Raw genomic sequence first — 6,380 nt, 5'->3', positions numbered from 1 at the left:
CACCCGCTCGGCCGCCTCCGACCGCGGCGCCGGCGCCAGACTCAACGGACTGCTCATGCGCTGTGGCTCCGCGCACCGGCCGGATCGGCGTGGGACATGGGGACCTCCGGTGGACGTCGGGACTCGTGCCCAGGGATTCCGCTCGGGGAGAAACTAGGATAAGCATTACCATTGATGAGCGGAAGTCGTCGAGCCCCGCGCACCGGCCGGCTCGCCGTCCTCGTGGTCAGCACCGCGGCCATGGGGCTGGGCGCCGCGCCGACCTTCCTGGTCGCTTACCTGGGCCCCGACCTCCGCACCGACCTCGACCTGACCGGCGCCCAGCTCGGCCTGCTCGTCGGCCTCTTCTACGGGTCCACGGGGATCACCTCGCTCGTCGCCGCGCGGGTGGTCGACCCGCTCGGCGCCCGCCGCTGCATCGTCCTGGACCAGGTCCTGGTCGCCGCCGCACTCGTCGTCGCGGCCCTGTGGCCGGGCTTCGCCGTCCTGGCGGTCAGCAGCGCCCTCGCCGGCTCCGCCTACGCGCTGGCCAACGCCGGCACCAGCCTGGCGGTCACCTCGGTGTCCCCCGCCGGCCGGGGCGGGACGGCGGTGGCGGTCAAGACCGCCGGCATCCCGCTCAGCGCGACGGTGCTGGCACTCGCCGGACTGCCCGCCGCGGGCCTGATCGGCTGGGAGGGCGTGGCCCTGGTGCTGGCCGGACTGACGGCGGCCAACGCGGTGGCCGGCGCGTTCGTGCTGCCGGCGGCCCGCCCTCGGGGCCCGGCCCGGCCGGGGACCGACGGTGGGCGACTACCCCGCCGTTTCGCGTGGGTGGTGCTGGCGTCGTTCTGCTTCGTCCTGGGCTCGCAGCCGCTGTTCTCCTGGCTGGTGCTCGCCCTGGTCGACGCCGGGTTCTCCCGCGGCGCGGCGGGGGCGGTGTCGGCCGCCGGCACCGCCCTGGGCGCGGTCACGATGGTCGCCGCCGCCCGTCGCGCCGACCGGACCGGCCCCCGCCGCCGGGCACTGATGGCCGCCGGAGTCGCGGCCACCTCGGTCGCCGGGACGACGATGGTGTGGGTCGGCAGCCACGTGGCACTCGCCCTGCTCGTCGCGGGCGCGGTCCTGGCGATGCTGGCCGACCTCGTCCTCTCCGGGTTCGCGCACGGGGTGGCCATCGACCGCGCGCCGCACGCCGTCGGCCGCGCGACGGCGGTGATGTCGAGCGGCTACTACCTCGGGGCGCTGGTCTCCCCGCTGTCCTTCGGTGCCCTGTCCGACCTCACCGGGGGCTATGACGCCTCGTGGGCGTTCACGGTCGCGGCGATGTGCTGTTGCGCGCTGTGCTACCTGGTCGTGCAGCGCTGGGTGCGCCCGCCCGCCGTCGGCGCTGCCCCGCGGGAGGTCACGCCGGCGGCAGCACCGGTGCCGGGCGGCCCACCGCCCTGACGGCGGCGGTCAGGCGGCGGAGAGCGCCTCGTCCCACCCGGCCCCGGCGGCCAGGAGCTTGCGGAACGGGAGCAGCTGCTTGATCGCGCCGAAGCCGACCACCGAGCGCAGCAGCCCGTCGCCACCGGTGAGCGCGACGAAGGTGCCCTCGAGGTCGCCGTGGACGACGCGCAGCTCGTCCTGCGGGCGCACCTGGCCGAAGACCTGGAGCTTGGCGCCGAGCTGGTCGGTCCAGACGTAGGGCACCGACTCGTGCAGCGTCGGCGTCCCGGCGAGGTTGGCCGCGACCACGCCGGCGGTCTCGACCGCGTTGGTCCAGTGCTCGACCCGCACCTCCTCGCCGGACCGGGGGTGCCGCCAGCGGGCGACGTCCCCCACCGCGTACACCCCCTCGGCGGCGGCGAGGTGCCCGTCGCACACCACGCCGTCGCGCAGGTCCAGGCCGGAGCCGGCCAGCCACGCCGTCTCCGGCACCGTGCCCAGGCCGAGGACGACGACGTCGGCCGGCAGCCGGCTGCCGTCGGTCAGCCGGACGCCAGTGACCCGGTCGGTCCCCTCGACGGCGGCGACGGCCACACCCATGTGCAGGTCCACCCCCGCGGCGGCGTGCCGCCGGGTGAACGCCGCTCCCAGCTCGGGGCCGAGGCCGCGGATCATGAGCGACGGCAGCGGCTCGACCAGGGCGACCTCGCGGCCGAGCTGGCGCATGGTCCAGGCGATCTCCGCGCCGATGAAGCCGCCGCCGACCACGACGACGCGCGCGCCGTCGGTGCTGGCCGCGCGGATGGCGGTGGCGTCGGCGGCGGTGCGCAAGGGGTGCACGCCGGGCCGGGGCTCGAGCTCGGGCACCGACCGCGGCGACGAGCCGGTCGCCACGACGAGGGCGTCGAAGGCCACCGACTCCCCGCCGTGCAGGGCGACCCGCCGGGTGTCCAGGTCGACGTCGACCGCACGCCCGGGCACCAGCTCGACGTCCAGCGCGCCGAGCCGCTCGCGGGTGGTGAGCGGCGCGGCGACGGCGTCCGGACCGGCGAGGAACGCCTTGGACAGCGGCGGCCGGTCGACGGCGATGCCGTCGGTGGCACCGGGCTCGGCGCCGACCAGGACGACGTCGGCGTCACTTCCCCGCCGGCGCAGCCCCTCCACCGTCCGGACGCCGGCCAGCGACGCCCCGACGACGACGACGCGCACGGTCAGGAGACCGTGATGGCCCGCTCGGGGCAGCTGTCGGCCGCCAGCTGGGCGTCGGCCTCCAGCTCCGGCGGCACGGGGTCCACCATGACGATGGCGTGGCCGTCGGACTCGTCGAGCTCGAACACGTCGGGTGCGCTCATGTGGCAGACACCGTGGCCCTGGCACACGTCCAGGTCGACAGAGACGCGCATCGTGTCCCCTCCCGGGTGGGGCCGGTGCGGAGGAGGCTCCGCGCCGTGTGTTGACAGAGATAAACCAGGATAAGCATTATCACACTGTGATGTTGAGCAGAGACGAGGATCACATGAGCACACGCGGCCGGTGCCCCGTCGTCCACTTCGACCACCACTCGCAGGAGCACGCCGAGGACACCGTCGGCAGCTACCGCGAACTGCGCCAGGCCCATCCTGTCGCCTGGTCGGAGGCCCATGGTGGCTTCTGGGTGCTCACCGACTACGAGTCGGTCTTCGAGGCCGCCCGCGACGACGACGTCTTCTCCTCCCAGCGGCTCGACCAGTACGGCGGGCCGGGGCTGTCGGTCGTCATCCCGAAGACGCCGATGCACAAGCACATCCCGATCGAGATGGACCCGCCGGAGTTCCGCTCCTACCGCAAGGTGATCAACCCGATCGCCTCGCCGGCGGCCGTGGCGAAGATCGAGGACATGATCGTCCGCTGGACCACCTGGTTCATCGACGAGCTGATCGAGTCTGGACAGGCCGACCTCGCCCAGGTCATCGGCGTGCCGGCGATCTGCACGATCGACTGGCTCGGCCTGCCGGTGGAGGACTGGCAGGTCTACGCCCGCTCGCACCAGGCCACGCTGGCCGAGCAGACCGACAGCCCGGTCTACAAGCAGGCGGTCGAGGTCGACCTGCCGCGCTGCTCGGAGCAGATGCGCCAGGCGATCGCCGCCCGCTTCGCCGAGCCGCGCGAGGACGCCATCAGCTACCTGGTGCAGCAGGAGGTCGACGGCCGGCCGATCACCGAGGAGGAGGTCTTCTCGATCGTCGAGCTGCTGGTCAGCGGCGGCGTCGGGACGACGGCCTCGCTGGTCAGCCAGACCCTCGTCTGGCTCTACGAGCACCCCGACGTCCGGCAGGAGCTCATCGACGACCCCTCGCTCCTGGACAAGGCGCTCGAGGAGTTCCTCCGCTACTTCTCCCCCACCCAGGCACTGGCCCGCACGGTGCTCAAGGAGACGGAGTTCCACGGCTGCCCCATGGACGTCGGGGACCGGGCGCTGCTGGCCTGGTCGTCGGCCAACCGGGACGAGCGTCAGTTCGAGGACCCCGACGAGATCGACATCCACCGCTGGCCCAACCGGCACCTGGCCTTCGGCGTCGGCATCCACCGCTGCGCCGGGTCGCACTTCGGCAAGCGCATGGCCAAGGAGATGCTCGCGCAGGTCCTGGAGCGGATGCCGGACTACGAGGTCGACCTGGCCGGGCTCAAGCGGTACCCGCGGCAGGGGGTCAACAAGGGCTGGCAGCGGATCCCCGCGACCTTCACGCCGGGCGAGCGCCGGCTGCCGCCGGGCGCGGTCCCCGCCGGCGTCTCCGCCGCCTCCGCGCGCAGCTGACGGTGCCCTCCGGACTCGAGGGCACCGTCGCCCTCGTCACCGGCGCCGCCCGAGGCCAGGGCCGCAGCCACGCCGTGCGGCTGGCGGCCGAGGGCGCCGACGTCGTCGCCGTCGACATCTGCGCCGACATCCCGACCGTCGCCTATCCGCTGGCCACCGCCGACGACCTCGCCGAGACCGCCCGCCTGGTCGAGGCCGAGGGACGGCGGGTCCTCGCCCGCGTGGCCGACGTCCGGGACCGGGCGGCGCTCGACGCCCTGGTCGCCGAGGGCGTGGCCACCCTCGGGCCGGTCCGCACCGTCGTCGCCAACGCCGGGATCGCCCCGCTCATGGGCGGGGCGGGGGACGACGAGACCTTCGCCGACGTGCTCGCGGTCAACCTCACCGGCGCCTGGAACACCGTGAAGGCGGCCGCACCGTCGATGATCGATGCCGGACAGGGCGGCGCCGTCGTGCTGGTCAGCTCCACCCAGGGACTCAAGGGCACCGGCGGTGACGGCAGCGCGGGGATCACCGCCTACGCGGCCAGCAAGCACGGCCTGGTCGGTCTCATGCGCTCGTTCGCGCACTGGCTGGCGCCGCACTCGATCCGGGTGAACTCGGTCCACCCGACGGGCGTGCCCACGCCGATGATCACCAACGACGTCATGCAGGCCCACCTCCGGGCGACCCCCGCCACCGCCGACCGCCAGGGCAACCTGCTGCCCGTCGCGATGGTCGAGTGCCGGGACGTGAGCGACGCGGTCGCCTGGCTGGTCTCCGACGCCGCCCGCTACATCACCGGCGTGACCCTGCCCGTCGACGCGGGCTTCGCCGTCCGCTGACCACCGCCGCACTGCCGGCGGGTCCAGACCGACGCGGCCGCACCGGCGCGGCCGGGGAACCGGGTAACCGGAGAACAGGAGCGCAACCGATGGCAGGACGCATGGCAGGCAAGGTCGCCTTCATCACCGGCGCGGCCCGCGGTCAGGGGCGCAGCCACGCGATCCGCCTGGCCGAGGAGGGCGCCGACATCATCGCCGTCGACATCTGCGAGGACATCGCCTCGGTGACCCCGTACTACCCGCTGGCCACCGAGGCGGAGCTCGACGAGACGGTGAAGGCCGTCGAGGCGCTCGACCGCCGCATCGTGGCCCGCAAGGCCGACGTCCGCGACCTCGACGGCCTGCAGGCGGCCTTCGACGAGGGCCTCGCGCAGTTCGGCCACGTGGACACCGTCGTGGCCAACGCCGGCATCGCCACCTACGGCCGGGCCTGGGAGCTCAGCGCCGACCAGTGGAAGGACATGATCGACGTCAACCTCACCGGCGTCTTCCACACGGCGAAGGTGGCCATCCCGTCGATGATCGAGGCCGGCCGCGGCGGGACGATCCTGTTCACCAGCTCGATCGGCGGCCTCAAGGGCATCCAACAGGTCGGCCACTACGTCGCCTGCAAGCACGGCATCGTCGGCCTGATGCGGACGCTGGCCAACGAGCTGGGCGGCTACTCGATCCGGGTCAACACGATCCACCCGACCAACGTCGACACGATCATGATCCAGAACCCGGGGACCTGGGGGATGTTCGCGCCCGGCGATCCGGAGCCCACGCGGGAGAAGGCCATGCCCGGCTTCGCCTCGCTGAACACGCTCCCCGTGCCGTGGGTGGAGCCGGTCGACATCAGCAACGCCGTGCTCTTCCTCGCCAGCGACGAGGCGCGGTACGTCACCGGCGTGGCCTTCCCCGTGGACGCCGGCGCCTACGTGAAGTAGCGCTCCTGAGACCGGCCGGTCGCCGCGGGTGCCCCGAGCCTCGCGGCGACCGGCTTCCAACAGGGTCTGCGCCGTTCAACGGTGTCTGCGCAAAGCTGCAGCTCAGCGTCCAGAAACTGTCGTAGCCCCCGCATACCGTCGGGGCATGGAGTCGTCGGTCGCAGCCGAGCGCTCCCCCATGGAGGGAGCCTTGGTCGGCTGGTGCCTGGAGCAGCCGGCGACGAACAGCCGGCTGCCGGTCGCGCTCCTCACCAAGGCGGAGAAGGCCGCCGAGATGCAGCGGCTGCAGGCCCGCAAGGCGGTGTGCGCCGGCTACGAGGCCGAGCTGGTGCTGGGGCTGGCCGACGACACCCCCGACACCGGCGATCCGCCGCCGGGCGGCCCCGGTGCGAAGCGGGGGTCGTGGGCGCCGGACGCGGAGCT

At 73.6% G+C, this 6,380-nt stretch carries 6 protein-coding genes and 1 pseudogene; 5 read left to right on the top strand and 2 right to left on the bottom strand.

Annotation, left to right across the window (positions count from 1 at the left end; translation table 11 throughout):
- The first annotated feature begins 174 nt into the window (after positions 1–174).
- A complete protein-coding gene (locus MY526_RS26800; RefSeq protein ID WP_436695890.1) occupies positions 175–1,428 on the top strand; it encodes an MFS transporter in 1,254 nt (417 codons plus the stop codon).
- Between the two features lie 9 nt (positions 1,429–1,437).
- Here MY526_RS26800 and MY526_RS26795 read toward each other — a convergent pair whose 3' ends face one another.
- Together MY526_RS26795 and MY526_RS26790 are read right to left on the bottom strand one after the other, a co-directional pair.
- On the bottom strand, positions 1,438–2,619 hold the full coding sequence (locus tag MY526_RS26795; RefSeq protein WP_436695891.1) for an NAD(P)/FAD-dependent oxidoreductase: 1,182 nt from the start codon (positions 2,617–2,619) through the stop codon (positions 1,438–1,440).
- A 2-nt stretch (positions 2,620–2,621) separates the two neighbouring features.
- Positions 2,622–2,813 carry a ferredoxin gene (locus MY526_RS26790; protein WP_436695892.1) on the bottom strand — a complete coding sequence of 64 codons (192 nt, stop codon included), beginning with the start codon at positions 2,811–2,813 and terminating at the stop codon, positions 2,622–2,624.
- Positions 2,814–2,926: 113 nt separating this feature from the next.
- Here MY526_RS26790 and MY526_RS26785 point away from each other — a divergent pair, with 113 nt between their 5' ends.
- From MY526_RS26785 to MY526_RS26770, 4 genes and pseudogenes are all read left to right on the top strand, one after another.
- On the top strand, positions 2,927–4,204 hold the full coding sequence (locus MY526_RS26785) for a cytochrome P450 (protein ID WP_436695893.1): 1,278 nt from the start codon (positions 2,927–2,929) through the stop codon (positions 4,202–4,204).
- Between the two features lie 2 nt (positions 4,205–4,206).
- The gene (locus tag MY526_RS26780) at positions 4,207–5,028 is read left to right on the top strand and encodes a mycofactocin-coupled SDR family oxidoreductase (RefSeq protein ID WP_436705471.1); all 822 of its coding nucleotides are present in this window, start codon (positions 4,207–4,209) and stop codon (positions 5,026–5,028) included.
- Between the two features lie 89 nt (positions 5,029–5,117).
- The gene (locus MY526_RS26775; RefSeq protein WP_436695895.1) at positions 5,118–5,957 is read left to right on the top strand and encodes a mycofactocin-coupled SDR family oxidoreductase; all 840 of its coding nucleotides are present in this window, start codon (positions 5,118–5,120) and stop codon (positions 5,955–5,957) included.
- 145 nt (positions 5,958–6,102) lie between these two features.
- Positions 6,103–6,380, top strand: a pseudogene (locus MY526_RS26770) (HNH endonuclease); the annotation flags it as partial.

It is taken from the genome of Geodermatophilus sp. CPCC 205761 (assembly GCF_051383655.1).
Classification (GTDB): Bacteria; Actinomycetota; Actinomycetes; order Mycobacteriales; family Geodermatophilaceae; genus Geodermatophilus.
This window is presented reverse-complemented; position numbering and strand designations above follow the sequence as displayed.

Bases quoted from the DNA above. Each gene is read 5' to 3' on its own strand.
- MY526_RS26775 (WP_436695895.1), top strand. From the start codon at position 5,118: ATGGCAGGACGCATGGCAGGCAAGGTCGCCTTCATCACCGGCGCGGCC.
- MY526_RS26800 (WP_436695890.1), top strand. From the start codon at position 175: ATGAGCGGAAGTCGTCGAGCCCCGCGCACCGGCCGGCTCGCCGTCCTC.
- MY526_RS26790 (WP_436695892.1), bottom strand. From the start codon at position 2,813: ATGCGCGTCTCTGTCGACCTGGACGTGTGCCAGGGCCACGGTGTCTGC.
- MY526_RS26785 (WP_436695893.1), top strand. From the start codon at position 2,927: ATGAGCACACGCGGCCGGTGCCCCGTCGTCCACTTCGACCACCACTCG.